The sequence below is a fragment of the Buttiauxella sp. genome, assembly GCF_049686335.1.
In the GTDB taxonomy this organism is placed as follows: Bacteria; Pseudomonadota; Gammaproteobacteria; order Enterobacterales; family Enterobacteriaceae; genus Buttiauxella.
Window position 1 is genome coordinate 175,935 of the sequence record NZ_JBAVHX010000033.1, and the last position, 24,563, is coordinate 200,497.

General features: G+C 51.2%; 20 protein-coding genes. 10 read left to right on the forward strand and 10 right to left on the reverse strand.

The genetic code is table 11. From position 1 onward, the window contains the following. The first annotated feature begins 73 nt into the window (after positions 1 to 73). Entirely contained in the window at positions 74 to 733 is a 660-nt protein-coding gene (locus WBL83_RS19630) for a DedA family protein (protein WP_424590692.1), read from the forward strand. Positions 734 to 791: 58 nt separating this feature from the next. Here the strand turns inward: WBL83_RS19630 and WBL83_RS19635 are convergent, their stop codons facing one another. Beyond that, positions 792 to 1,682 (reverse strand): AraC family transcriptional regulator, encoded by an 891-nt coding sequence (locus WBL83_RS19635; protein WP_424590693.1) that lies wholly within the window; start codon positions 1,680 to 1,682, stop codon positions 792 to 794. A gap of 191 nt (positions 1,683 to 1,873) precedes the next feature. On the opposite strand from WBL83_RS19635, the gene yqhD reads away from it, so the two are divergent. Together yqhD and dkgA are read left to right on the forward strand one after the other, a co-directional pair. Then, entirely contained in the window at positions 1,874 to 3,037 is a 1,164-nt protein-coding gene (gene yqhD / locus WBL83_RS19640) for an alcohol dehydrogenase (protein ID WP_424590694.1), read from the forward strand. Positions 3,038 to 3,166: 129 nt separating this feature from the next. Beyond that, a complete protein-coding gene (gene dkgA, locus WBL83_RS19645; RefSeq protein WP_424590695.1) occupies positions 3,167 to 3,994 on the forward strand; it encodes a 2,5-didehydrogluconate reductase DkgA in 828 nt (275 codons plus the stop codon). A 164-nt stretch (positions 3,995 to 4,158) separates the two neighbouring features. Here the strand turns inward: dkgA and WBL83_RS19650 are convergent, their stop codons facing one another. Beyond that, positions 4,159 to 6,411 (reverse strand): YgiQ family radical SAM protein, encoded by a 2,253-nt coding sequence (locus WBL83_RS19650; RefSeq protein ID WP_424590696.1) that lies wholly within the window; start codon positions 6,409 to 6,411, stop codon positions 4,159 to 4,161. Positions 6,412 to 6,504: 93 nt separating this feature from the next. Here WBL83_RS19650 and WBL83_RS19655 point away from each other — a divergent pair, with 93 nt between their 5' ends. Next, positions 6,505 to 6,993: a hypothetical protein gene (locus WBL83_RS19655; RefSeq protein WP_424590697.1), complete on the forward strand. Its 489-nt coding sequence runs from the start codon at positions 6,505 to 6,507 to the stop codon at positions 6,991 to 6,993. Here the strand turns inward: WBL83_RS19655 and ftsP are convergent. The 4 genes from ftsP to WBL83_RS19675 form a co-directional block, all read right to left on the reverse strand. After that, the gene (gene ftsP, locus WBL83_RS19660) at positions 6,930 to 8,342 is read right to left on the reverse strand and encodes a cell division protein FtsP (protein ID WP_424590698.1); all 1,413 of its coding nucleotides are present in this window, start codon (positions 8,340 to 8,342) and stop codon (positions 6,930 to 6,932) included. The genes WBL83_RS19655 and ftsP overlap by 64 nt on opposite strands. Before the next feature lie 185 nt (positions 8,343 to 8,527). Further along, positions 8,528 to 9,283: a 1-acylglycerol-3-phosphate O-acyltransferase gene (locus tag WBL83_RS19665; RefSeq protein ID WP_424590699.1), complete on the reverse strand. Its 756-nt coding sequence runs from the start codon at positions 9,281 to 9,283 to the stop codon at positions 8,528 to 8,530. Between the two features lie 150 nt (positions 9,284 to 9,433). After that, on the reverse strand, positions 9,434 to 11,704 hold the full coding sequence (gene parC / locus WBL83_RS19670; RefSeq protein WP_424590700.1) for a DNA topoisomerase IV subunit A: 2,271 nt from the start codon (positions 11,702 to 11,704) through the stop codon (positions 9,434 to 9,436). A gap of 286 nt (positions 11,705 to 11,990) precedes the next feature. After that, positions 11,991 to 12,401: a YgiW/YdeI family stress tolerance OB fold protein gene (locus WBL83_RS19675; RefSeq protein ID WP_424590701.1), complete on the reverse strand. Its 411-nt coding sequence runs from the start codon at positions 12,399 to 12,401 to the stop codon at positions 11,991 to 11,993. 193 nt (positions 12,402 to 12,594) lie between these two features. Between WBL83_RS19675 and qseB the strand changes: the two genes are divergently transcribed. From qseB to WBL83_RS19705, 6 genes are all read left to right on the forward strand, one after another. Next, positions 12,595 to 13,254 (forward strand): quorum sensing response regulator transcription factor QseB, encoded by a 660-nt coding sequence (gene qseB / locus WBL83_RS19680; protein ID WP_424590702.1) that lies wholly within the window; start codon positions 12,595 to 12,597, stop codon positions 13,252 to 13,254. Next, positions 13,251 to 14,606, forward strand: a complete 1,356-nt coding sequence (gene qseC / locus WBL83_RS19685) for a quorum sensing histidine kinase QseC (RefSeq protein WP_424590703.1) — start codon at positions 13,251 to 13,253, stop codon at positions 14,604 to 14,606. Before qseB ends, qseC begins: the two co-directional genes overlap by 4 nt. Before the next feature lie 119 nt (positions 14,607 to 14,725). Next, positions 14,726 to 15,307, forward strand: coding sequence for an NAD(P)H-dependent oxidoreductase (locus tag WBL83_RS19690; protein ID WP_424590704.1), 582 nt, complete (start codon positions 14,726 to 14,728; stop codon positions 15,305 to 15,307). A 31-nt stretch (positions 15,308 to 15,338) separates the two neighbouring features. After that, on the forward strand, positions 15,339 to 15,656 hold the full coding sequence (locus WBL83_RS19695; RefSeq protein ID WP_424590705.1) for a putative quinol monooxygenase: 318 nt from the start codon (positions 15,339 to 15,341) through the stop codon (positions 15,654 to 15,656). 122 nt (positions 15,657 to 15,778) lie between these two features. Continuing rightward, positions 15,779 to 16,699, forward strand: coding sequence for a LysR family transcriptional regulator (locus WBL83_RS19700; protein WP_424590706.1), 921 nt, complete (start codon positions 15,779 to 15,781; stop codon positions 16,697 to 16,699). A 275-nt stretch (positions 16,700 to 16,974) separates the two neighbouring features. Continuing rightward, complete coding sequence (locus tag WBL83_RS19705; RefSeq protein ID WP_424590707.1) at positions 16,975 to 21,270, forward strand: autotransporter outer membrane beta-barrel domain-containing protein; 4,296 nt, start codon at positions 16,975 to 16,977, stop codon at positions 21,268 to 21,270. Positions 21,271 to 21,318: 48 nt separating this feature from the next. Here the strand turns inward: WBL83_RS19705 and WBL83_RS19710 are convergent, their stop codons facing one another. The 4 genes from WBL83_RS19710 to WBL83_RS19725 all read right to left on the reverse strand — a co-directional run bounded on the left by WBL83_RS19710 (position 21,319) and on the right by WBL83_RS19725 (position 24,424). Further along, entirely contained in the window at positions 21,319 to 22,200 is an 882-nt protein-coding gene (locus WBL83_RS19710) for a MurR/RpiR family transcriptional regulator (RefSeq protein WP_424590708.1), read from the reverse strand. Positions 22,201 to 22,363: 163 nt separating this feature from the next. Continuing rightward, positions 22,364 to 22,828 (reverse strand): N-acetylneuraminate anomerase, encoded by a 465-nt coding sequence (gene nanQ / locus WBL83_RS19715; protein WP_424590709.1) that lies wholly within the window; start codon positions 22,826 to 22,828, stop codon positions 22,364 to 22,366. 32 nt (positions 22,829 to 22,860) lie between these two features. After that, the gene (gene nanK / locus WBL83_RS19720; protein WP_424590710.1) at positions 22,861 to 23,730 is read right to left on the reverse strand and encodes an N-acetylmannosamine kinase; all 870 of its coding nucleotides are present in this window, start codon (positions 23,728 to 23,730) and stop codon (positions 22,861 to 22,863) included. Between the two features lie 13 nt (positions 23,731 to 23,743). Further along, a complete protein-coding gene (locus WBL83_RS19725) occupies positions 23,744 to 24,424 on the reverse strand; it encodes an N-acetylmannosamine-6-phosphate 2-epimerase (protein WP_424590711.1) in 681 nt (226 codons plus the stop codon). Positions 24,425 to 24,563: the final 139 nt, after the last annotated feature.

Here is a 24,563-nt window from a genome sequence, read left to right on the forward strand (position 1 = left end):
AATTTTAAGGTGTACCTAATCTAACTACTATAGATTCAGACGCGCCCAATAAAGCGGTTCCACAGGATTTGCCATGGCTGTTATACATAATATCGTTCAGGCGCTTTGGCAACATGACTTTGCTGCACTCGCGGACCCTCATGTTGTTGGAGTGGTTTATTGCGTCATGTTTGCGACGCTGTTTCTCGAAAATGGATTACTGCCCGCCTCGTTTTTGCCTGGCGACAGTCTGCTATTACTCGCAGGAGCGCTCATCGCGAAAGGGGTCATGGGTTTTGTCCCAACGCTACTTATTCTCACCGCGGCGGCGAGTCTCGGCTGCTGGTTGAGCTACGCCCAGGGGCGCTGGCTCGGTAATACCAAAACGGTTAAAGGCTGGCTAAAGCAACTGCCGCCGCAATATCACCAGCGCGCAACGGTGATGTTTGATCGACACGGGTTATTCGCGCTGCTGGCTGGGCGTTTTTTAGCGTTTGTCCGCACGCTGTTGCCAACCATGGCGGGGATTTCAGGCCTCAGCAATCGTCGTTTCCAGGTATTCAACTGGTTAAGCGGGCTGTTGTGGGTCGGGAGTGTGAGCAGCCTGGGCTATGCCTTGAGCATGATCCCATTTGTGAAACGCCACGAAGATCAGGTCATGACTTGCCTGATGGTGCTGCCGATGGTGCTTCTGGTGGCAGGCTTAATCGGAACGCTGTTTGTCGTCATCCGTAAGAAGTTTAATCCCGCATAAATATTTGCAGGGTGGATAACATCAAATTGTCCGCCCTGCTGTCTCTGTTCTCTTCTTGTTAAATCACCCGCATCCGCGCGGCATCTTCACCCGGAGTGACGCCAAAGTAGCGCTTAAACTCACGGCTAAACTGCGATGCACTTTCATATCCCACACGAATCGCCGCGGTACTGGCTTTGATGCCATCGTGCAAAATCAACATACGCGCTTTGTGCAAACGGTAGCTCTTCAGATATTGCAGCGGCGAGGTGCTGGTCACCGACTTAAAGTTATGGTGAAACGCCGAGACACTCATGTTCGCTTCTGCGGCGAGTTGGTCGACTGAGAGATTTTCTGTGTACTGGGTTTCGATACGCCTCAGCACGCGGCTTATCAGGCTGAAATGTGTCTGCCGGCTGACCAGCGCTAACAGCGCGGCACCGCACGAGCCCACCAGAATGTGATACAGGATTTCGCGGATAATTTGTTTACCCAGAATACGGGCGTCGAGCGGGTTCTCCAGCACGTCCAGTAAACGCTCGGCAGCGCAGAGAATCTCTTCGGAGAGTTCAGCGGAGTTAATCCCGGTTGAGCAGGTTTGCGGGTGCGATAAATCATCTTCACCGATATCCATCAGCAAGTCCTGAAGCTGCGAAATATCGATGTTAATGCGCAGCCCGGCCAGCGGCACTTCCGGGGTGGCGAAGGTTTCACATTCAAACGGAAGCGGTACCGTCAGCAGCAGATATTCGTTGGCATCGTAGCGAAACACGCGATCGTTCAGATAACCCGTTTTATGGCCGGAAAAGAGAATAATGATCCCCGGCTCATACATCACCGGCGTACGTGCATAGGGTTTCGTGCCATACAGCAAACTGACGTTCGGTAGTGAGCCAAGCCCATTATTTTCTTTTTGTATCAGATAATTAATCTTATTGGTTAACTGCTGACAAATCGCTTTACGCTTCATTTTCCCACACTCCGCATGGCTTTTCTGACGATGTCAGTGTGCAACTAATCGTTTCATTTCTCCAGCGCTCTGGAGGAATAGGCAAGATAAAGGCAGGAATAAGCATTGAGAGATAGCGACCTGAAGCCGACAATGGCTACCATCAAATTCGATAAGCTTTATCTTCAACCAATCCATACGGGAACCTCATAATGAACAACTTTAACCTACATACCCCGACTCGCATCCTGTTTGGTAAAGGTGCCATCTCCGACCTGCGTGCTCAAATCCCAGCCGATGCTCGCGTCCTGATCACTTACGGCGGCGGCAGCGTGAAGAAAAACGGCGTGCTGGACCAGGTCTATTCCGCACTTGAAGGGCTGGATGTTCTGGAGTTTAGCGGTATCGAACCGAACCCAACTTACGAAACGCTGATGAAAGCGGTTGAAGTGGTTCGCCAGCAGAAAGTCACCTTCCTGTTAGCCGTAGGTGGCGGTTCCGTGCTGGATGGGACTAAGTTCATCGCGGCAGCAGCCAACTACCCAGCAGATATCGACCCATGGAATATCCTGTTAACTCACGGTAACGACGTGAAAAGCGCCATTCCAATGGGCTCGGTTCTGACTCTGCCAGCAACCGGTTCTGAATCCAACAAAGGTGCTGTGGTTTCTCGCCGCTCAACCGGCGACAAACAAGCGTTTATGTCTGAGCACGTTCAGCCGGTGTTTGCTGTTCTTGACCCGGTTTACACCTACACCCTGCCACCACGTCAGGTGGCAAACGGTGTGGTGGATGCGTTTGTCCATACCGTTGAGCAGTACCTGACTTATCCGGTGAACGCCAAAGTTCAGGACCGTTTTGCCGAAGGCATTCTGTTAACGCTGGTTGAAGACGGCCCGATTGCGCTGAAAGAGCCAGAAAACTATGACGTCCGTGCCAACGTAATGTGGGCAGCAACCATGGCGTTAAACGGCCTGATTGGTGCTGGCGTACCGCAAGACTGGGCAACGCACATGCTGGGCCATGAACTGACCGCCATGCACGGTCTGGATCACGCCCAAACTCTGGCGGTGGTTCTGCCTTCTTTGCTGAACGAAAAACGTAACGAGAAACGCGGCAAACTGCTGCAATACGCGGAGCGTGTGTGGAACATCACCACCGGTGGCGAAGAAGAACGTATCGATGCTGCCATCGCTGCAACGCGTAATTTCTTCGAGCAAATGGGCGCGCCAACTCGCCTGTCCGCCTATGGTCTGGATGGCAGTTCTATCCCGGCATTACTGGTGAAACTCGAAGAGAAAGGTATGACCCAATTAGGTGAACACAAAGACATTACTTTGGATGTCAGCCGTCGTATTTACGAAGCTGCACGCTAAGTAATTTAGTCATTTGGTTCTCGTTTTTGAGTATTTGGTCCAGACTTAAACCCTAAATTATTCAAGTTGCAGGCAAGCCAACGCCCCTGCAACTTGAAATATGCGGGTTTAATCATTAAGGAGGAATACATGGCTACTCCAACTGTAATCAAGCTCCAGGATGGGAATGTGATGCCGCAATTGGGCCTCGGTGTCTGGCAAGCCAGCAACGATCAGGTTCAGATTGCAATCGATAAAGCGCTGGAAGTCGGCTATCGATCCATTGATACCGCCGCCGCGTATAAAAATGAAGACGGCGTAGGCAGTGCGCTAAAAAATGCGGGTATCCCTCGCGAAGAACTGTTTATCACCACCAAACTGTGGAACGACGATCAGCAACGTCCACGTCAGGCACTGGAAGAGAGCCTCGAAAAGCTCCAACTCGATTACGTCGATCTCTATCTGATGCACTGGCCTGTGCCGAGCAAAGATCATTATGTTGAAGCCTGGAAAGGGATCATCGAGCTACAAAAACAGGGTCTGGTCAAAAGTATCGGCGTCTGTAATTTCCAGCTCAACCATCTTCAGCGTTTGATTGATGAAACAGGTATCTCACCAGTTATCAATCAGATAGAACTCCATCCGCTGCTACAACAGCGCCAGCTACATTCCTGGAATGCCACACACAAGATCCAGACCGAGTCGTGGAGCCCGTTGGCTCAGGGCGGTGAAGGTGTGTTCGACAAGAAAATTATCCGCGATCTGGCTGACAAGTACGGCAAAACGCCGGCACAAATTGTGATCCGCTGGCATCTGGATAGCGGCCTGGTGGTGATTCCGAAATCGGTGACACCATCGCGTATTGCTGAGAACTTTGACGTGTTTGATTTCCGTCTTGATAAAGACGAATTAAGCGAGATTGCAAAGCTGGATAGCAATAAGCGTCTGGGACCAGACCCGGATGTATTTGGGAGTTAAGATTTGGAACAACCCTCACCCCGGCCCTCTCCCTGAGGGAGAGGGGGAAACTGAAAACCCCTCACCTGTGGGAGAAGTGGAAACAGAACAACCCTCACCTGTTGGATAAGGGGAAACAGAACCATCCCCTCTCCTGTGGGAGAGGGTTAGGGTGAGGGCAAGAACTAAGCCGGACGCTTCCTGTTTGCAGGTTTCGACGCAGTTTTAGCCGCAGGTTTTGTCCCGACGCCAGGCTTAGCACCGACAGCAGGTTTAGCGCCCGCTGTTGGTTTCGCACCGGCAGCAGGAGCACGACGCTGATGCGTCATTGGCGTGTGTTTCGTCAATGCAGGGCGAGCGCCACGGTTATAGCGACGCGCTTCGCGCATCTCTTCAAGCGTTGGCGAAGGCACCAGACATTCACGACGGCCACCAATCAGGTGCTTTTTACCCATCTCTTCCAGCGCTTCACGAATCATCGGCCAGTTAGCCGGATCGTGGTAACGCAGCAGCGCTTTGTGCAGACGACGCTGGCGATCACCTTTCGGCACCACCACATCTTCACTCTTATAGCTAATCTTACCGAGCGGGTTTTTACCGGTGTAATACATGGTGGTGGAGTTCGCGAGCGGCGATGGGTAGAAGTTCTGCACCTGATCCAAACGGAAGCGGTTTTTCTTCAGCCAAAGTGCCAGATTCACCATGTCTTCGTCACGCGTACCTGGGTGCGCGGAGATAAAATAAGGAATCAGGTACTGCTCTTTGCCAGCCTGTTTAGAGTAGGTATCAAACAGCTCTTTGAAGCGCTGATAGCTGCCCATCCCCGGCTTCATCATCTTAGAAAGCGGCCCTTCTTCGGTATGCTCAGGGGCAATCTTCAGATAACCACCCACGTGGTGGGTCGCCAGCTCTTTGATATAACGAGGATCTTCTACTGCGATGTCGTAACGAACACCGGATGCAATAAGGATCTTCTTCACACCTTTAATCTCACGGGCGCGACGATACAAGTTGATCGTCGGCTCATGGTTGGTATCCATGTGCGGGCAAATGTCCGGATAAACGCAAGACAGGCGGCGACAGGTTTGTTCTGCACGCGGCGATTTGCAGCGCAGCATATACATGTTGGCGGTTGGGCCACCCAGATCCGAAACCACGCCGGTAAAGCCTGGAACGGTGTCGCGCATCGCTTCAATTTCGTTGATGATCGAGTCTTCTGAACGGCTCTGAATAATGCGCCCTTCGTGTTCGGTAATAGAACAGAATGAACAGCCACCAAAGCAGCCACGCATGATATTCACCGAGAAGCGGATCATCTCATAAGCAGGAATACGCGCCTTGCCATAGGCAGGATGCGGAACGCGCTTATAAGGCAGAGCAAACACGCTATCCATCTCTTCGGTGGAAAGCGGGATCGCTGGCGGGTTGATCCAGATATAACGATCGCCGTGTTTTTGCATTAATGCACGAGCACAACCTGGATTGGTTTCGTGGTGCAGAATACGTGATGCGTGCGCGTAGAGAACTTTGTCGTTTTTTACTTTTTCATACGACGGCAGCAACACATAGGTTTTTTCCCACGGCTTCATTGGCGCAGGTTTCACAACGATTGCTTGCGCTTCGTTGATTGGCTTTTCTGGTTTACCGGTTTCTGCACATGGCAAATCTTCACCATATGGATGGGGGATCGGATCGATACGGCCAGGCATATCCAGACGCGTAGAATCCACACCAGACCAACCTGGCATCGCTTCTTTACGCATCATCGCGGTGTTACGCACATCGCTAATTTCGTCGATTTTCTCGCCCATTGCCAGGCGATGAGCCACTTCCACCAGCGGACGTTCACCGTTGCCGAAAATCAGCATGTCGGCTTTGGAATCCACCAGAATGGAGCGACGAACGGTATCAGACCAGTAATCGTAGTGCGCAGTACGACGCAGGCTCGCTTCAATCCCGCCGATGATAACCGGCACATCACGCCAGGCTTCTTTACAGCGTTGGGTATAGGCAAGCGAGGCACGATCCGGGCGTTTACCCGCGACGTTATCAGGCGTGTACGCATCGTCATGACGCAGTTTACGGTCCGCGGTATAACGGTTGATCATGGAATCCATGTTGCCCGCAGTCACACCGAAGAACAGGTTCGGTTTACCCAGGCGCATGAAGTCATCTTTGCTGTTCCAGTCTGGCTGGGCGATTATCCCCACGCGGAAGCCTTGAGCTTCCAACATACGGCCACAAATCGCCATACCAAAACTTGGATGGTCAACGTAGGCATCTCCGGTAACCAGAATGATGTCACAGCTGTCCCAGCCTAACTCGTCCATTTCCTTACGTGACATGGGTAAAAACGGTGCCGGGCCAAAACAGGCTGCCCAGTATTGTGGCCACGAAAAGAGTTCGCGATCGGGCTGGATCAAGCTTATAGAGCTCATAATGCTTCCGAAAAATGAATAAAAAATGATTTAAAAATAACCAAAGCCGGCGATTATACGCTGGTATGGGGTCAAAAATGAAGTGTTATTGCTATGTTAAAATTCAAGGCCCTCACCCCGGCCCTCTCCCTGAGGGAGAGGGGGAACGCCGATTATTCCCTCTCCTTCAAGGAGACGGGGAACGCCGATTATTCCCTCTCCCTCAGGGAGACGGGGTACACCGATTATTCCTTCTCCCTCAGGGAGACGGGGAACACCGATTATTCCCTCTCCCTCAGGGAGACGGGGAACACCGATTATTCCCTCTCCCTCAGGGAGAAGGGGTACACCGATTATTGCCTCTCCCTCAGGGAGACGGGGAACACCGATTATTGCCTCTCCCTCAGGGAGACGGGGAACACCGATTATTCCCTCTCCCTCAGGGAGACGGGGAACACCGATTATTCCCTCTCCCTCAGGGAGACGGGGAACGCCGATTATTCCCTCTCCCTCAGGGAGAGGGTTAGGGTGAGGGTGGTTTACGGCGCAGGCTGTACTAACAGTTGTCCAATAGAACCACGGTCCGCCATTTCAAGCGTCTGACTGGAATAGAGGAACGGGAAATGTTCCCAGGAAGGTTGACCAAAGTAGACGAGTAGCTCGACTTGCCCATCAACCCAGACCGTATCTTTCCAGCCACGGTCTTCACCAAACGGTGCCGCGCCATTGACGTTTTTAATCAGGAAACTCACACCTTCGATATGGAAAGATTGCGGCACATCGGCACGCACCGTCCAGCGCTCCCAGGTACCTTGCTGAGTCTGAATATCAATACGCTTCATATCCCAAAGCTGGCCGTTAATACCCGGGTCATCGCCCAGAGCTATGTCGCGGCTGCGCGACGGATTGCCATTGATAATCTCTTCCGGTAGCAAGCGCATTGGCAGAGTATCTGTCACCAACGGCAGCAGGCCGGTGGCACGCAGCGTAAGCACCAGTGTTGAGATAAGTATGCTCGAAGGTTCAAAGAAGCCACGAATGCGGTCCATGATACCGGCGGCTTCACCGCAGGTTATCGACACTTCTTTGCCGTCAGTCATATCAATCAGGATCTCGCGACGCTCACCCGGCGCCAGTGACAGCTGCTTCACAGAAACAGGTGCCGGGAGAAAACCCTGGTCGCTTGAAATCACGTGCATCGCACGGCCATCGCTCATTTGCAGCAAATAGCGGCGCGAGTTAGAAGCGTTAAGCAAACGCAAACGCACCCAACCGCGAGAAACCTCGACATACGGCCCTTGCACACCATTCACCAACAAGGTATCGCCGACAAAGCCGCCGTTACCGGGTTCTTCATATTCAGGCGCACCGAAGTTATCGAGGCGTTTATCCTGAATGATGACCGGGAAGTCATCGACACCATAGTGGTTGGGGATCGGTAACGATTTGCTGACTTCGTCTTCGATAAGCCACATGCCAGCCAGGCCGTTGTAGACCTGTTTCGCGGTACGGTTTGGCGTATTAGCGTGATACCAAAGCGTCGCGGCCTGTTGGCGAATTGGCAAAACGGGAGCCCAGTCGACATTCGGAGACATCATGCGCGCCGCACCCCCCATTAACGGGCCTGGCACCTGCAAACCGGCAATCGTCATGGCGATGTTTTCTTGCAGACGATTGCTGTAAATCATCTTCACATCATCGCCGCTCCAGACGCGGATAGTCGGCCCCAGATAACGCCCATTCAAACCCCAAACCGGTGCCTTAGCGCCGCCAGTAAATGACCAGTGCGCCCGTTGTAACGTCAGGAATAAAGGCTGACCACGGCGAGATTCCAATAAAGGAGGAACGGGTAAAGGTTGCTGCATTCCTGCCGCATTTGCCCTCAGTGGCACCGAGCCTGCACAAAGTGCGACTCCTGATGCCTGTATAAACTGACGCCGACTGAGTGACATAATTACTCCATGTGAAACTGACTATCGTAGGGCGGTACAAATACCCGTCATACTTCAAGTTGTGGGGGTGTTGGCTGCATTCACTTACCCCAGTCACTTACTAAAGTAAGCTCCTGGGAATAAGCTCCCTTGCCGCCTACCCACAACTCGAATTATTTTGGGTATACCGCCAAATTAAAAAGCGATTAATTCGCCTGATTGTTTTCAATTCGGCCGGAAGCTTCACGCTCCGCGACTTCTTTATCTAATTCGGCGATTTTTTCTCGCATGATATCGCGGCAGTGAGTAGCGAGTTTACGTGCCTGATCTTTGCCATAACCACTGATATCAATTGGATCCAGCATTTCCACAATCACCAAACCGTTGTTCAAACGATTTAACTTAATTTTATTACTGGTATTGGAAACACACACCGGAATAATTGGCACGCCCGCAGCAATTGCAGCATGGAATGCGCCGGTTTTGAATGGCAGCAGGCCACGACCACGACTACGCGTGCCTTCCGGGAACATCCAGACCGAAATTTTACGTTTCTGAATCTGCGCCACCACCTGGGAAATGGTGCTCAGCGCTTTAGCGCGATTATCACGGTCGATAAGCATATTCCCGGTCAGCCAGTAAATTTGGCCAAAGAACGGGATCCACAGCAGGCTTCTTTTCCCGACGGTCACCGTTGGCGGCTGGACAATATTCGCCGCAGTCACCATGTCGAAGTTATTCTGGTGGTTACAGATATAAATCGCCGTTGGATGATTTTCGGCACCCGCGGGTAAACGAGTTTCAACCTTCAAACCAAAAACTGGCGCAAGACGCCCAAAGAGATGACCAAACGTAGCAACATGGCGCGGGTTACGTGGGCTGAACAAGCAATAAATGCAGCCAAAAATGCACACCAGCAGGCAATAAATTATAACGATTATAAAACGTACTATGGATAGCATAACAACCTCAAAAGCCAAAACCGCTGACAAGTATACCCTAAATATCTGGAGCGGCAGTCAACCCACCTGAGCCCCAAAGTAGTTCGGATATATGACCTGGTTTAGCATCAAACATATCGAGCTGGCGGTCTTGCACCCGCCAGCATTCGATTACTCTTCGCTGTCACCCGCACTGGCACGCAGCGGGGAATCCACTTCTACGCGGTCGATGCGTTGTAAGCCTCGCATCAGCGTACCGCGACGACCGCGCTCACCAGTGATTTTCTGCAGCTCTTCCGGGCGAAGTTTAATTTTGCGTTTACCCACATGCAGCGTAACGGTGCTTTGTGGCGGCAGGACAAACAAATGCGCCAGTTTGTCTTCGCCTTTTGCCGCTTCCGCAGCAGGAATCGAGATAATTTTATTCCCTTTCCCTTTGGACAGTTGCGGTAAATCAGCGACCGGGAACATCAACATACGCCCGGCGGCGGTAATCGCCAGCAGCACATCATCTGCGCTTGAGATTTCCATCGGCGGCATCACTTTCGCGTTTTCCGGCAATGTAATCAGCGTTTTACCCGCACGGTTACGCGCAATTAAGTCATTGAAGGTACAAACGAAACCATAACCTGCATCAGAAGCCATCAGCAATTTTTGGTCTTCTGGCGCCATTAACACATGCTCGACAACGGCACCCGGTGGCGGCGTGAGTTTGCCGGTCAGCGGCTCGCCCTGCCCACGTGCCGATGGCAACGTAATTGGGTCCAGCGCATAGCTGCGCCCGGTGGAGTCGATAAACGCCACCGGCTGGTTACTCTTACCTTTGGCGGAGCCCAGGAAGCTATCGCCCGCTTTGTAGTTAAGCCCTTGCGCGTCAATATCATGGCCTTTGGCGCTACGCACCCAGCCCATTTGTGAAAGCACAATGGTGACCGGTTCAGACGGGGTCATATCATGTTCGCTCATGGCTTTCGCTTCGCCACGCTCACGCAATGGTGAACGGCGATCGTCGCCATAAGCATCTGAATCAGCCTGCAATTCTTTCTTAAGCAAGGTATTCATTTTGCGTTCAGACGCCAGAATGCCCTGCAACTGGTCACGTTCTTTTTCCAGTTCGCTCTGTTCGCCGCGAATCTTCATCTCTTCGAGTTTTGCCAAATGGCGCAATTTCAGCTCGAGGATAGATTCAGCCTGCGTTTCGCTTAACTCGAAGCGCGACATTAATACCGGCTTCGGCTCATCCTCGGTACGAATGATATGAATCACTTCGTCAATGTTGAGGAACGCCACCAGCAAACCTTCAAGGATATGCAGGCGTTTGAGCACTTTCTCCAGACGATAGCTCAGGCGACGGCGCACTGTTTCACGGCGATATACCAGCCATTCAGTCAGGATTTCCAGCAGGTTTTTCACCGACGGACGGTTATCCAGACCAATCATATTGAGGTTGATGCGATAGCTTTTCTCAAGATCGGTGGTGGCAAACAGGTGGTTCATCACCTGCTCGACGTCGATACGGTTGGAACGGGGAACAATCACCAGACGCGTCGGGTTTTCGTGGTTCGACTCATCGCGCAAGTCTTCAACCATTGGCAGCTTTTTAGCGCGCATTTGGCTGGCGATTTGCTCAAGTACACGAGCACCAGAAACCTGATGAGGCAACGCTGTAATAACCACATCGCCATCTTCTTTTTTCCATACAGCACGCATGCGCACAGAGCCACGGCCATTCTGGTAGATTTTACGGATCTCATTACGTGGAGTAATAATTTCAGCTTCTGTTGGGTAATCCGGCCCCTGCACAATATCCAGCAGCTCATCGAGCGTGGTTTTTGGCTGATCAATCAGGGTGATGGCGGCTTTCGCCACTTCACGCAAGTTATGCGGAGGAATGTCTGTTGCCATCCCGACCGCGATGCCGGTGGTACCGTTGAGCAGGATATTCGGCAGACGCGCAGGCAACATTTTCGGCTCCTGCATGGTGCCGTCAAAGTTCGGCACGTAATCGACCGTCCCCTGCCCTAACTCACCCAGCAAGACTTCTGCATATTTTGACAGACGCGATTCGGTATAACGCATCGCGGCGAAGGATTTCGGATCATCCGGCGCACCCCAGTTCCCCTGCCCGTCAACTAACGGATAGCGATAAGAGAACGGCTGCGCCATCAATACCATCGCTTCATAACAGGCACTGTCGCCGTGCGGATGGTATTTACCCAGAACGTCACCGACGGTACGGGCTGATTTTTTGAATTTAGCGCTGGCGCTTAATCCCAACTCTGACATCGCATAGACGATACGACGCTGTACCGGCTTTAACCCATCACCAATGAAAGGCAGGGCGCGGTCCATAATGACGTACATGGAATAGTTGAGATACGCATTTTCCGTGAATTCGTGCAGCGCAAGGCGTTCTGCACCATCATGAGTTAAATCACTCATTAATTATTCATCCTCAAACTGACGAGCCGAGTGTGGCCACATACCTTAAATAATTCGAGATGCAGGCAGGCGGCAAACTCAGGGATCCTCAGGAGCTTACTTGAGTAAGTGACTGGGGTGAGTGAGTGCAGCCAATGCACATGCAGCTTGAAATATGACGGGTATAAACGGCGTAATTGGTGCCGATAGTACCCTATCTGGCAGTCGTAGTCACAGTTGAGTGAGTATCTTTGAGTGAAGTGGGGTGATATGAAATGAGCCGCGAAATGCGGCTCATTGGGGGAAATTATTTAACTTTAGTAATTTGTTTTACGTCGATCTCAACAGAGTTCCAGTCCTTGTCCACTTCCCCTTGAATTTCAACCGTATCCTGCGGGGTGATGGTCTGGCCATTCCAGCGTTTGTTGTCGATATCCACGTTAATGGTGCCGGATGTATCGCGGAAAATGTAATGATCACCGCCAATGCGTGATTCAATCTTACCGCGCATCGTAACCCACGTATCATCAGACAATGATTTCGCCTGGGCTGCGGTAGTGTTGCTGCCACTTGGGCCAACAAAACCACCCGCCGTCTGGTTCTGAGTGGTGGTTTGGGTCGCTTGAGCGTTTGGATCCGCGAATCCACCTTGTTGTGCCGCAATGGCAGGTGCAGCGGTGATTGCGAGAATAGTCAAAATAGCGGCTATTTTTTTCATTGTTTATTTTCCCTATATGAATGATTTCTTAGAGCCTATTTAACGCTGTAGATCTTAACGGGATCTTAATTCTTCACGGCAATTACGCATTTTTTTCTAAACTGTTGCCCAGTTTCCGTCATCACGCTTTTCCACTGTACAACGCCCGGTCATACGTTATTTACTGGCGGAAAATGGTTAACAAGGAACAACCATGCGCATCTTACTTATAGAAGACGATAAGCTCATTGGTGATGGACTCAATGCCGGGCTAACGAAAATGGGCTTTACCGTCGACTGGTTTACCGATGGCCTGCAGGGCCAGGCGGCGCTGGCGCTCGCTCCCTACGACGCGGTTATTCTCGATTTAAGTCTACCGGGAATTGATGGCCTGGATATCCTAAAAACCTGGCGTCGTAACGGCCGCAGCGAACCAGTGCTAATTTTAACCGCGCGTGACGCATTAGAACAACGTGTCGAGGGGTTGCAACTCGGTGCCGATGATTACTTGTGTAAACCCTTTGCGTTAATAGAAGTTGCCACCCGGCTTCAGGTTTTAATTCGCCGTAATCATGGGCAAGTTCAATCGACACTTAATCATGCGGGTGTGGAACTGGATCCGATTAAATTAACCGTCACTCGCGAAGGTGAGGCCTTGCAATTAAAGCCCAAAGAATTTGCCTTGCTGGAGTTATTTATGCGTAACGCCGGGCGTGTATTACCGCGCACGCTAATCGAAGAAAAACTTTATAACTGGGAGAACGAGGTTTCCCGAAATGCACTGGAAGTGCATATCCACCATTTACGCCGCAAACTCGGCAGCGGGTTTATCCGCACCGTGCACGGCATTGGTTATACGTTGGGCGAAGAATGATCAAAACGCTGACTCAAAGTTTACGCGCCAGATTAATCGCCGGATATATTTTGCTGACGCTACTCGCGTGGGCAGGTGCGAGCATCGCCGCCTGGCACCAGACCAGTAAAACGCTTAACAAACTGTTTGATACCCAGCAGGTACTGTTTGCCAAACGTCTCAGTGCGTTAAACCTTGATAATGTGCAGGGTGAAACACAGCTCCCGCGCACCAAAAGCATGATTTCTCATCATCGCGGCAAACAGGACGACGATACGCTGGCCTTCGCCATTTACACCGCTGATGGAAGGCTGTTACTCAATGATGGCGACAATGGACGTAACCTCAATTATCGCTACCAACGCGACGGTTTTGTCGACGGTAAACTGGCGGGTGACGACGATAAATGGCGCATGGTGTGGGTCACCACGCCTGACGGAAAACACCGTATTGTGGTGGGCCAGGAATGGGAATACCGCGAAGATCTGGCGCTGGATATTGTATTCTCACAGCTCACGCCCTGGCTTATCGCACTCCCGCTGATTTTACTTCTTCTGGTATGGCTGGTGAGTCGCGCCCTCGCCCCACTTCACAAACTGGCGAATCAGTTACGCACCCGCAAAGCTGACGATGACAGCGAAATCCCGAGTCAATCGTTGCCACAAGAAGTGCGCCCGCTGGTGATTGCGCTTAATCAGCTATTTTCCCGCACCGGGGAATTAATGCAGCGTGAGCGACGCTTTACCTCCGATGCGGCACACGAACTACGCAGCCCGCTTGCGGCATTAAAAGTGCAGGCTGAAGTCGCACAACTTGCACAAAACGACGAGCCAGTTCGCGATCATGCCCTGAATAATCTCAGTGAGGGAATTGAGCGCGCCACACGTCTGGTCGATCAGTTACTGACATTATCCCGCCTTGATTCGTTAGCCGGTCTGGACGACGTGCAGGAAGTCGAACTTCAGTCATTGCTACAAAATGCCGTAATGGACGCGTGGCACCAGGCGGTACGCGAAGGTATCGATATCCGCCTGGATATCCAGGACGCAAGCGTCAAACGCCAGGGGCAACCGCTGTTACTTAGTTTGATGGTGAGAAACGTGCTGGATAACGCCGTACGTTATAGCCCGCGTGGCAGCGTGGTAAACGTGGTTTTGCAAAGTCGCGAAATAACCATTACCGACAATGGACCAGGCGTCAGCCCGGAGTTTTTAACCTCGCTGGGCGAGCGATTCTTCCGCCCGCCAGGACAGGAAAAAACCGGCAGCGGACTGGGGTTGTCCATTGTGCGGCGCATTGCTGCTTTACACGCAATGCAGGCGCTATTTTTGAATAGCGACAAGGGTGGTTTCCAGGTCAGGATCCGTTGGTAAAAACCGGTTCACTCTCTGATTGTTGCGTTTAAAGCAAAAGTCTTTGCCGTCAGGAGCATTTAATCGTGACAGATTTCACATTAAACTGCGCCTCAAACGCAATTATTCGAGAACTCACGATGAGCAATATTCTGATTATCAATGGCGCGAAAAAATTCGCCCACTCTAACGGCCAACTCAATGACACCCTGACCGACGTCGCGGAAAGCTTTTTGCGCGACCTCGGGCATGATGTTTTGGTCACTCGCACCGACAGCGACTACGACGTAAAAGAAGAAGTCGAAAAGTACCTGTGGGCCGATACCGTGATTTACCAGATGCCGGGTTGGTGGATGGGTGCGCCGTGGACAATGAAAAAATACATCGATGATGTGTTCACTGAAGGCCATGGTTCGTTGTATGCCAGCGATGGCCGTACCCGTTCTGACGCTGAGAAAAAGTATGGTTCCGGCGGTCTGATTCAGGGCAAAACCTATATGCTCTCTCTGACCTGGAACGCCCCGCTGCAAGCCTTTGAAGACAAAGAACAGTTCTTCCATGGCGTGGGTGTTGATGGCGTTTATCTGCCATTCCACAAAGCGAATCAGTTCCTGGGAATGGAAGGTCTGCCGACATTTATCGCTAACGATGTCATGAAAGTACCTGATGTTCCGCGCTTTATCGCAGAATACCGCGAGCATCTCGGGCAAATTTTTGCTTAACTGTTAAGTAAACTTATTACAGGAGTAAGTCATGCTAACAGTGATAGCTGAAATTCGTACCCGTCCAGGCGCCCATCACCGCCAGGCGGTTTTAGATGCCTTCGCAAAAATTATTCCTACCGTGCTGGAAGAAGAAGGTTGCTTCGGTTACGTACCATTGGTCGACCATAACGCACAAGTCGCGTTCCAGACTACAGCGCCGGATTCCGTGTTTATGCTGGAAAAATGGGAAAGCGTTGCGCATCTCGAAGCGCATCTGCAAACCCAGCATATGCAAGATCACAGTGCCGCGGTAAAAGACGATGTGCTGGATGTTCATATCCATATTCTGGAAGACGCGATTAAATAATCCGTTAACTGAAAAATACCGGGAGCCTTGTTTAGTCTGGCTCCCTTTTTTATGGCTAAAATTCATCTGGTTTAAACGCTGCTAAACTACCCTTTACTGATAATTTGTCGCGGGGGAAAAAGATGAAAACGAATACGGTTTCCGATAAGGTTCTAAAACTTGCCAGTTTCAACCTTAATCTGTTAACCACTTTCTGTTTGATTTACTCAACACGAAGCATTACCGAAGTCTCTGAAATTCTTGAAGTCACTCCCCCCTCCATTAGTCATTCCCTGCGTAAATTACGACTTCATTTTGAAGACCCTTTATTTATTCGCCATGGAAATACCATCACCCCAACGGTATTTTCCGACGACCTTTATACTCAGCTAAAGCAATCATTAGAAATAATGAGCGATTCCATTGGCAGAAGTAAGAAAACCAACAAACGAGAAACGCTGGTTATCTACTCCCCTTTTTCAGTTGCCGTGCATGACTTATCATCCACACTCATTAAAATAAAAGAGGGAAACTTAAATTATAAAATAAAGTATATCGAAACAATCCTCGGCATACCCGATGCAGTGGATTTACTTAATTTACGTAAAGCCGATATAGTTTTCTCGGCAGTACCCGTTACCAGCACTACATTAAGCTGCGTATTATTTCGTGAAATAACCCCTGTGATGGTATGCCGCGAGGATAATCCTTTTAAAAAATCGTCGATTAGTGCAGACGAGCTAAAAAATATGGATATAGTCAGCCATCTCACGGGAGATGATATCATTCTTCAGCGCAAACAATCGTTAATAGCATTATTAAAAAATGCACATATCGCCTTTGAAACCAATTCGATAATGACGCTACTCACTATATTGTCAGAAACGGATTGTTTTGGTTTCATTACGCAGGAGGCTTTTACCCGCTATCATGATATTTTCAAATTACGTCAAGTAACGCCTTCATTCCCAATACAACAAATTAACGCCTATGTTGTTTATCGCAAAGAGCAAGAGAAGAAAGCCAGTTTTATGCAATTTCTTGAGATGCTACAAGACGGTTAGCTGTTGAAAATCATACTCTTTATAAATTACACCACCGCACAACTATAAAACTAAATCCGCAATTAAGCCTGAGTAATACCCTCCCTCCCCCCTGGCCGTATAATGCCAGCACACAAGGCAGTTATATATTAGCTATTTCCATGTTCGATATTACCTTCAATAAAGACTCCATAACTGTCATGCAATAAATTATTGCCGAATTCATCGTGAAGAATGATTGTATTCCCTCAGCGCTATTCGGCATAACCTGGCCAGAATATCACTAAGGCATTCGCATGAAAATAATAAAGCTATCACCCACTCATATTCCTCGCAAGCACCACAGAATCGCCCTTAATTCCTCTGCTGGATTAATCGTTGGCGTATTAAGTTTTGGTTGTGTGGACGCCAGCGCAGAAAGACTGGTCAATACCATTGGTAACGCCGGAATTTGCACCCGGGGTTTATATAATGATGAAACGATAAAAATGAACGTTGCCAATACGGCAGGCATCAAAATTGGTGACGGCGGACCTATTTCACTGGCCCGAGGAACGATTAAAAACAACGCGTTGTCGGCTGCGAATGCCAAAGATCAGATTGGCATATATGTTTTTTCTGCAAGCAGCGTCGGTTTATTGGAAACCGAGGTGACGCTCGACCCCAAAACAGCTGCCGGGGCAACCATCATCGCCAGTGATATGACCGCAGCCCTGGTGGAATCGGCAGGGCAATTAAGCCTTAAAGACTCGACGGTCACCGTAGGCGGTGGGGCAAAAGGTAATAATAACCGTGGCATTGTGGTAACAGGTGCGGATTCACAGGCCTCGCTGGATAACTCCAAAGTACAAACCTCCTCATGGGGGTCGGTGGGTATCGCTGTGACACAAGGTGGCAAGGCCACGCTGTCCAGTGCCAGTGAAATCCTGACCAATGGTGCCAGAAACACCACAACAGGAGGCAGTCACGGGGTTTATGTCAGCGGCAAAGATAGTGAACTAAACGCTAAGAACTCCAAAATTACCACGCTCGGTGCTTCCGCCTACGCGGTAAAAGCACAAGATGGCGGCCAGATTGCTCTCATAGAAACCGCCATTGAGACTGCCGGAGTTTACGGACATGGCGTACTGCTGGATGGGGACACAACTCAAGGCGACATCGGCGGCGGTTCGATTCAAACCACAGGTAAAGGTGCAACTGGCATCTGGGCGAGAAATGGCGCGACAGTCACGCTGCATGATGGCGCGGCAATCAATACTTCGGGTGCTGCAGTCTCGGTAGCGGCGCCGCTGGACAACGAAATGTCCCTGAGTTTAAGTCATGTATTACTGGCCAGTGATGGTGCGACATCCATTAGTGGCAAAGATCTACAACTCACCACCACGGCCGCCAGTGCCAGTGTGGCCCGAGCCGAAAACAAGGCGGGGATTATTCTACGCGATAGCACCATAGACAGTTCCGGGGCGGCCACAAGTACCACTACAACCGCTGCACTCCATGCTCTGTCTGGCGCAGCAATCACCGGCTCAGGGCTTACGGTTAACGTCTCTGGTACCAATCAGGGTGGGAGTCGTGCTGAAGGGGAAAACAGCAGCATTGCTTTGACAAACAGCACGCTGACCGTCAGTGGCCAGGGAAATGCGCTGCACTCATCGTCTGCCGCGCGGGCAATCTCTGGCGCATCTGTTTCTGTCATTAATTCTCAAATGACGACTTCCGGGATGCAAAGCCACGGCATATCAGTCGAGGGGGCCGGCTCTGATGCGCAGGTCAGTGGCACAACGATAGAAACACGCGGCGCACGCAGTTCAGCCGTAAATATTGTTGATGGTGCGAGCGCCAGGATAAGTAGCAGCAAAATGACGACCACTGCGGGACCTAACGTGAATGGGCCGTGGTCACATGGGATCATGCTGCAAGGGGCAGGCTCATCGCTGATTTTAACCGACAGTGAAGTCATCACCACGCAAAACCCGAGTAGCGGTATTAGCGCCCTCAACGGCAGCCAGCTTGAGGTCAATACCTCAAGAATCTCCACCTCCGGCAATTACGGCAGCGGAATTGGTGTCGCCAATAGCACCGCGTCCATAACCGACACTCATATCAATACTTCAGGCAATGACAATGCGATGGGAATTGTCGCGGATGCAGGTGCAGTGGTGAAGGTGACGGGAGGGAGCGTGACAACGACCGGCAACGGCTCTCCGGTGTCGTCAAATCTCACGTTCCCGCACGCGGTGGCTTCGCGCAACGCGGGTTCTTTCCTGACGGTGGATGGCACTACGCTGCTGACAAAAGGCACTCAGGCCTACGGCGCAACGGCTGATGATGGCGGGAATATCGTTCTGAAGAATACGACGGTCAAAACTGAGGGCGATAACTCCATCGGTTTGTACGCGGGGATTGGTGCGGCGAAACCGGGAAACGTTAGCCTGAGCGCAAGTAATGTCACCATCGAAACGCTGGGAGATAACGCGGCGGGTGCTTTTGTCGGCAGGAAATACAAAGCCGAAACTGCTGAAATGGCGCTGGATAATGTCTCGTTAAATACGCATGGCGATAACTCGCGTGGGATCTGGGCGGAAGCGGGAGCTGAACTTCAGGCTAAAAATACCGTGATTCAAACCGACGGCGTTCGTGCCGCAGGCATATTCGCCAGCAATGGCGGGCATGTTCGAGGGGATAATATTTCAGTCACAACCCATGGCGAAAATGCAGCGGCACTGGGGGCTCAGGGTACCTCTGCCAATCCGGGGTTAGCCGCAATCAATAACAGCCTGCTGGCAAGCGAACGTGGCCATGGCATTGAAACAACCGGCCACGCTGATATTACATTGCAAAACACCCGGGTCAGTAGCGATAGCCAGTGGTTGCAGGTGAGAAATAGTGCGATGTTGCCAGGCAATGCCCACATCAGCGCATCCGGCAGCCTGCTCACCGGTGCAGCACTCACCGAAGCAAATGCTTATTCTGACGTCGCATTAAACAACACCACGTTGTGGTTTTTGACCGGAAATTCGGTGCTCAGTCAGTTGACGAATAATCAAAGCCTGATCAACTTCAGCACACCAGACAGTAACCAGTACAAGACGTTGACGGTGAATAACTATCACGGCGACAACGGGACGATTGCGTTAAACACCCATTTGCATAGCGATAATTCGCCATCAGATCAATTGGTTGTCGATGGTGGCCATGCGGATGGCTCCACTAACCTGAAAATCACCAACACCGACGGCAGTGGCGCACTCACTCATGGCAATGGCATCAAAGTGGTGGATGCCATTAGCGGTGCGACAACGGCGATAGAAGCCTTTAGTCTGCTGAACAAGGTTAAAGCTGGGCCCTATGAATACTCGCTGTACCGCTCAAGCGTAGATGGCAACAACCAGGAAGCCTGGTATCTGCGTTCCCATTCAGATGTGCCACGCGAAATTGAACAACCTGAGCCACCTCTTCCACCCGCCCCACCGGCGCCAACACCGGGGGAAACACCCGATATCACACCGCCTGAAATGCCGGGTGCAACAGTGCCTGAAACACCGGATGAAACACCTGAAAATGGCGCCAGCGTCCCGTCGATTCCTCAACCGCCTGTAGCGGTACCCGATTATCGGGCAGAAACATCGCTTTATCAGGACATCCCGCAGTTGGCTTTGCTGTATAGCCGGATGCTGGTCGATAGCCTGCATGAACGCACCGGGGAACAGTTTGCGAGTGTGGAAAAAATCACAGCGGCAACGGAATCGCCACATATGAGCTGGGGACGGTTGATATTTAAAAATGGGAAATCTGATTTCGATGGGCCTCAATCGCGCTTTACACTTAACGCCATCCAGTTAGGCATTGATTTATATCGTGAAAGCAAAAACGACGGGAGTTCTGATTTTGCTGGGGTACTAGGCAACATCGGCAAAATCAACAGTAAAGTCACGCATACCGACAGCGAATATGCCGGTCGCAATACGCTGAAATCATGGGGATTAGGCGGTTACTGGACGCACTTCACACCCGAAGGGAGTTATCTGGATGCCGTCGCTCAGTACAACCGATTGTATGTCGAATCCAGGCCAACCGATCTTAGCCCAATGAAAACCAAAGGTTACGGTTTAAGCGCTTCGCTGGAGGCGGGTTATCCATGGCAGCCGGATACTGACGTTCAGCGCTTTATTGAACCTCAGGCGCAGTTGATCTACTCAACAGTAAAACTGGATAACACCCATGACCAGGCCTCTACGATTAAATTCAGCAACACCGATTCCCTGACTGGCCGCCTCAGCCTGCGTTTCCATCAGACCTGGCATCATGATGACGAACATAAAGTGAAAGAGGATCGCACCAGAACCACCGCCTGGTTACGCCCGGGGATCTTGCATGAGTTCAGAGGTGAGACAAAAACCTCATTTTCTTCTCAGCAAGGGGACATTCCGTTCGTCACCAACAGCGCCGGAACATGGGGGCAACTCAATGCGGGTGTTGATCATCAGATCAATAAATCAGTTTCGATCGCGGGTTCACTGAGCGTTGAGAAGTCGTTTGAAGGTGACAGTATAAATTACGGCGGGATTGTCGGTTTAAAAATTAAGTTCTGAGCAATACGCTAAATGGCGGGTGACCGTGACCCGCCGAAACCCAATCACTCATTTTGCGGTATTGAGCGCATCCATGGTGCGCAGTTTGCTTTCGCGAGCCTGCTCTGGTGCGGTTTGGACCAGCAAGGTGTAGAGCAGATCAAGCACGAAAAGCTGTGCGGTTTTAGTGCCGATCGAATCCCCTTGTAGCATGCCCTGACGGTTACCGTTGATCAGACTGTAATCAGCCACTTCACACAGTGGGGAACCCAGATTATGGGTCAATGCCACCGTGGTTGCGCCCGCCTGTTTAGCAAGCTCAAGCGCATGGACCGTTTCTGAGGAGGTCCCGGTATGGCTGATAGCAATGGCGACATCACCGGCTTTTAATAACGTGGCCTGCATGTACATAAAGTGATTATTGGTCACCGCGTCGACTCGTAATCCAATGCGCATCAGCTTGTGCTGCATATCTTCTGCCGTGATCCCGGAAGAGCCCACGCCAAAAATATACACCGAGTTGCTGGCACGCAACGCCTTAACCACCTCAGTCACCTGGTTCATATCAAGTAAGTTGAGGGTTTCGGATAGCACGTTATTAATGGTGCTTTGCAGCTTCAAACCGATGGTGTGCGCATCATCTGACTCGCTAATTTCCCCATCTAACAACGGGCTGCTGTTATCGACTTCCGCCGTCGCGAGCTCAATGGCTAAATCCATCTTAAAGTCCTGGAAACCCTTATAGCCAAGCGTGCGGCAGAAACGAATCACGGTCGCTTCGCCTGCCTGCGTTTCGCGTGACAATTCGGCAATAGACAACTGAGTCACCTGCTGTGGCGAGGTCAAAATAACCTGCGCGATACGCTGAGAAACGCGCGTCAGACTATTTTGCATGGCACCCAGCGTATCAAGGATTTTGCCGGGTTTAAGGCGTAGGGCTTGAGGCTCCATAAATTTCCTGCTTTGAATGCTTAGCGATTAGCCTGCAAAAGTGAATGGTTGAGAGCGTAACAAGTCTGCGGCGTGAAAAAAAGCGCGAAACCAGCATAGGGGGTATGCCAGCCTCGCGTCGTCAAAGAAGTGCTCATTTATTATTATGACGTCGAAAGAACGTTTACAGACTGCGGTAATGCACTTTTATCACCACCTTACTGATGGTCTGGGAAGAGTCGCTAATACAGCCCGGTTTGTGCGGCTCGCCGGGAAGAAATATCGCAAACATCCCGGGAAGCATATGCAGTGTCTGGCAAGGCGTTACGGTATCGCACAGCAAATAATCATCATCTTCATGATAAGTATCCGGTTCGATGGCGGCACCTTTTGGGCCAAAATCAATGCGTTCCTGACCACTGAGTAACAGTTGAATATCCAGATATTCCCGGTGCTGCTCATAGCGCTTACTTTGCGGTTCTGCGGTCTCAAAGGTCATAACATTCATAAAGATGACATCACCGTCTATCTCATGCCGCCCGGCAGCTAATGTTTCAGGATGAAGCGCCAGCGCCTGCTTGATAATAGCCAGTAGCTGAGGGGCAATAGCGGTCTGGGGAGTGAGTTCTGAAATTCTTCCTAAAATCATGGTGCCACCTTTTATTCACGAGTTTTCAAGATTCAGGCTGACTGATTTTCAGACCACAGTGCCGCGCCCATTAACCCGGCATCATGCTGATAATGCGCCGCATAAATGGGCACCTGGAAAGCAGCAGGTAATCGGGCGAGCTGCTGCTCAACCTGTTGGCGATAGCCCTGAGCCAGCCCGACACTGCCGCCTAACACTACACAATCGGTATCCAGCAAAGCTTTGAGATTAGCGATAAGCTGGCAAATCGCCTGCGCTGAACGCGCCACTAACTGCTGAGCCTGCGGATGACCTGCTTGAGCGTGGGCAAAAATTTCACGGGCATTTTTCCCCTCGAGCTCATGGCTGGCGGCGGTTGCAATGGCTCGCCCTGAGGCGATAGCCTCCACACAACCCACACGTCCGCAACCGCACGCAGGTCCCTGCGGATCGGCAAGTGTATGACCGATATGCCCCGCCAAAGGGCCACTTAACAACTCGCCATCTACGACAATCCCGCCACCGACTCCGGTGGAAACCGTAATAAAGGTGAGATGCTTAAACTGAGCGGACAAATGGCAATACTCTGCCCACGCGGCGGCTTGCGCGTCGTTGAGCACAATGCACGGCAGCCCCGTGAGCTTTTCAACGGTCGCCTGCAACGGAAAACGGTTCAGCCCGCCGAGGTTATCGGGGTTCAGCGCGGTCAAAATCCCGTTATCAATAATGCCTGTCGAGGCAATCGCCACCCGTTGCGCTTGACCCTGATATGCTTCTAACAACTGGGATAAGGCATGTTCAAGGGCAAGCGGTGCGGCATCTGCAGGAGTGGAAACTTCGGTGCGTTGAAATATTTGATGCTCAGCGTTGATAAGCGCTGCGGCCAGTTTGGTGCCGCCGATATCAATGGCTAATGTGTTCATTAGTTTCTCCGGCTTAGCGCTTAACGGCATGGCTAAACCACTGGCAAATATGCTCAATTCGCGTGATAGCCGAACCGACGGTGACCGCCCATGCGCCGTGTTCCATGGCTTGTGCGGCGAGTTCTGGGGAGTTGTAGCGCCCTTCGGCAATAACGCGGCAACCAGCCCCGCTTAACTCAGACACCATCATCAGATCCGGCGTGTCGGGCGTCACCTCAGTGGTGTATCCGGACAACGTTGTGCCAATAATTTCGACGCCTTTGTGATGGCTGTTAAGACCTTCTTCCACTGTGGAACTGTCGGCCATAGCCAGTAAACCGTGATGGTGAATGCGTGCAATCAGTTCATCAATGGCAACCGGACGCGGACGGAAAGTGGCATCAAAAGCAATGATGTCAGCCCCGGATTTTGCCAGCGCATCGACATCATGCAAAAACGGCGTGATGCGCACCGGAGAGTCTTCGAGGTCACGTTTGATGATACCGATAATGGGTACCGAAATAAGCGGTCGCACCGCATTCAGGTTTTCTGTCCCTTCAATGCGGATGGCCACCGCGCCTGCAGAAACCGCAGCCTGAGCCATGGCAGCCACAATTTCAGGCTTGTCCATTGGGCTTCCAGGAACCGGCTGGCAAGAGACGATAAGCCCACCGCATTCACGCACACTTTGTTCTAACCTGGCTAATAGTGACATTTTGCTCCGCCTTGCAAACCATGATGAAGTTTAACTCCAAAAAAGAGTAGCGGATGGAGTATTACTATTTCAAGTGATAAACAGGAAAAATGTGAAGGGAGTCAAAACGCGAGGCAGTACGGGGATCAAAACTGGAAGA